This is a genomic window from Nocardioides sp. (assembly GCF_036401255.1).
GTDB lineage: Bacteria > Actinomycetota > Actinomycetes > Propionibacteriales > Nocardioidaceae > Nocardioides.
The window spans coordinates 1-3,007 of record NZ_DASWVI010000411.1 but is presented as its reverse complement, the minus strand read 5'-3'; the positions used below and the strand labels follow the sequence as shown (position 1 = coordinate 3,007).

4 protein-coding genes are annotated in these 3,007 nt (G+C 75.8%); 1 reads left to right on the top strand and 3 read right to left on the bottom strand.

From position 1 onward, the window contains the following. The coding region (locus tag VGD85_RS19080) for a YaaA family protein (RefSeq protein ID WP_331065010.1) at positions 1-498 on the bottom strand (498 nt) is incomplete at its 3' end. A gap of 18 nt (positions 499-516) precedes the next feature. Between VGD85_RS19080 and VGD85_RS19075 the strand changes: the two genes are divergently transcribed. Beyond that, positions 517-1,965, top strand: coding sequence for an RNB domain-containing ribonuclease (locus VGD85_RS19075; RefSeq protein ID WP_331065009.1), 1,449 nt, complete (start codon positions 517-519; stop codon positions 1,963-1,965). Between the two features lie 27 nt (positions 1,966-1,992). On the opposite strand, the gene VGD85_RS19070 is transcribed toward VGD85_RS19075, so the two are convergent. Both VGD85_RS19070 and VGD85_RS19065 read right to left on the bottom strand, forming a co-directional pair. Continuing rightward, on the bottom strand, positions 1,993-2,238 hold the full coding sequence (locus VGD85_RS19070) for an acyl carrier protein (RefSeq protein WP_331065008.1): 246 nt from the start codon (positions 2,236-2,238) through the stop codon (positions 1,993-1,995). After that, on the bottom strand, positions 2,235-2,888 hold the full coding sequence (locus tag VGD85_RS19065) for a 2-oxo acid dehydrogenase subunit E2 (RefSeq protein ID WP_331065007.1): 654 nt from the start codon (positions 2,886-2,888) through the stop codon (positions 2,235-2,237). Before VGD85_RS19065 ends, VGD85_RS19070 begins: the two co-directional genes overlap by 4 nt. Positions 2,889-3,007: the final 119 nt, after the last annotated feature.

Genomic DNA, 3,007 nt, shown 5'->3' with positions numbered 1-3,007 from the left:
GAGGTCGACCAGCAGGCCGTCGCCCAGTGCTCCCTCGACTTCCGGGCCCAGCGCCTCGCGCCACAGCGCGGCGACGGGACCAACCCCCGGGAGCGTGGTGTCGCCGGAGAGGCGGTACGCCGGGATCCGGTCCGCGGTTCGCAGCAGTCCGAACAGGCTCGAGGTCACCGCGACCCGGGTCGCGGCGCGTCGCTTCGCCGCGGCCGAGAGCGTCGCCACGTCGAGGGCGTCGTAGAGCACCCCCGTGTAGACCCGGTCGGCCCGCGCCGTGGGCGCGGTGCGCAGCCGCGCGTTCAGGTCGATGAGGTCGAGCTGCGTGCCGCCGAGCCCGAGGGTGGAGGCGGCGACCGCCGGGTCGCCGGCGCACAGCTCCTCGAGCGCCCCGAGCACCCGCTCCCGGGCGCTCGTGAGGGCCGGGAACGCGAGCGTCCCGAGGTCCAGGGGCCGGCCGCGCCGCGCCGCGGCCTTGCCCTCGCTGGGCGGTAGGAGGATCAGCACGGTGGTTATGGTGCCGGTATGCCGAGCAGCCGCGTCGTCCGGGTCCGCTCCGTCCGCGACGGGGTGGCCGCCGCCGCGCTGCGCGACGGCATCGCCCGCATCCAGGCCGATCTCGAGGTCACGCCGGACTTCCCGCCCGAGGTGGAGGAGGCCGCAGCCGCCGCCGCCCGGGCCCCGCGGCTCCCGGACCTCGACCGCACGGACCTGCCGCTGCTCACCATCGACCCGCCCGGCTCGATGGACCTCGACCAGGCGCTGCACCTCGAACGCGACGGCGAGGGGTACGTCGTGCACTATGCGATCGCCGACGTCGCGGCGTTCGTGACGCCCGGCGACCCGGTCGACGCCGAGGCGCACCGGCGGGGCGAGACGCTCTACGGCGCGGACTCGAAGATCCCGCTGCACCCGCCGAGCCTCAGCGAGGACGCCGCGTCGCTGCTGCCGGGCCAGGTCCGGCCGGCGCTGCTGTGGACGATCCGTACCGACGCCGAGGGCCAGCGCACCGACGTCCACGTCGAGCGGGCCCGGGTGCGCTCGACGGCCCAGCTGTCCTACGAGGACGCCCAGCGCGCGATCGACGACGGGACCGCCGCCGAGTCGCTCCTGCTGCTGCGCGAGCTCGGCCGGCTCCGCGTGGCCCGCGAGGCGGTCCGTGGCGGGGTGTCGCTGCCGCTGCCCGAGCAGGACATCGACGTCGAGGGCGACCAGTGGCGCCTGGAGTTCCGCGAGCAGCTGCCGGTGGAGCTGTGGAACGCCCAGATCTCGCTGCTCACCGGCTTCGCGGCGGCCTCGCTCATGGTCTACGCGCGCGTCGGCCTGCTGCGGACCCTGCCGCCGCCGGACCCCCGCGACGTACAGCGCCTGCACCGCACGGCCCGCGCGCTCGGCATCGAGTGGCCGGCCGAGCAGGTCTACCCCGACTTCATCCGCTCGCTGGACCCCGCGCTGCCCCGCCATGCCGCGATGGTCAACGCGTCGGCCCGGCTGCTGCGCGGCAGCGGCTACGTCGCGTTCGACGGCGAGATGCCCGCCGACCCCCAGCACTCCGCGCTGGCCTCGGAGTACGCCCACGTGACCGCACCGCTGCGGCGGCTGGGGGACCGGTACGCCGGCGAGGTGTGCCTCGCCCTGTGCGCCGGCACCGACGTCCCCGCGTGGGTGCTGGAGGCGCTGCCCGGGCTGCCGAAGACGCTCCAGTCGTCGGGTGGGCGCGCCCGCGCCTACGAGCGCCAGGTCGTCGACCTGGTCGAGGCCGGCGTGCTGCGCGACCGGGTCGGGGAGGTGTTCGACGGGGTGGTCGTCGACGTCGACGAGAAGGACCCCGGCCGCGGCGTGGTCGTGATCCAGGAGCCCGCGGTCGAGACCCGGCTGGTCGGCCCGGCGCCGCTGCCGCTCGGCACCGACGTCCGCGCCCGGCTCACCACCGCCGACGTCGCCACGCGGACGGTCGAGCTCACGCTGGAGTGACGCCGTGGCCGGCGACCGGCACGCGGATCAGGCGGCGCGCTCGACCACGAACGCCACCGACGATCCGAGCGTCGCCAGCGCCGGGTAGTCCGACTCGTCGATGCGGACCTGGGCGCGGGTGCTGAGCTGCTCGACGAAGCTGAGGAAGTCGAGCGAGTCCAGCTCGAGCTCGTCGCGCAGCGGGGCACCCTCGTCGAGGGCGTCGACGTCGGCGTCGGGGACGATCGCGGTCAGCGCCGCGGCCACGGCCCGGCGCGCGTCCTGGGGGGTCATAGCTCCTCCGGTTGCTGTAGGTGGCGGTCGATCAGGTCGAGGAACCGCGCCCCGGTGAACCCGTCGGTCACCCGGTGGTCCGCGGAGAGCGTCAGGGTCGTGACCGGCCGCGCGCCGACCATGCCGCCGGACGCCCAGGGACGCTCGACGACCTTGCCGACCCCGACGAGGGCGACCTGGGGCGCGTGGATCACACCGAACACGGCCTCGACCCCTTGGTCGCCGAGGTTGGTGATCGTGATGGTGGGCTCGGTCAGCTCCCGGCCCCGCAGCCGGCGCCCGCGGGCCCGGACCACGAGGTCCTTCAGTCGGGCCATCAGCTCATCGACGCTCAGTTGGTCGGCGTCGAGGATCGCGGGCGCCACCAGTCCGCCGCCGCGCAGCGAGATCGCCACGCCGAGGTGGACGCCGGAGCCGGGCTGGAACGCACCGTCGGTCCAGAACCCGTTCAGCGCCGGGGTGGCCGCGACGGCGAGCGCGGTGGCCCGGAGCACCAGCGCGGCCGGCACCAGCCGGCGGTCCAGCGGCAGGTCGCGGTTGCGCTCGTGCATCCACTCCAGCGCCCGGGAGAGGTCGACGGTGTTGGCCAGGTAGTAGTGCGGCACCTCGCGCTTGGACCGGGCCATCGCGGCGGCGATCGTCGCGCGCATCGGGTCCACCTCGGGCGCGACCGGCGCGGGGGGCGGTGCCGGTGCCGGTGCCGGTGCCGGTGGTGGTGCAGGAGCCGGCGCGGACACGGGGGCCTGGGCGGCCGCGCGGACGTCATCGG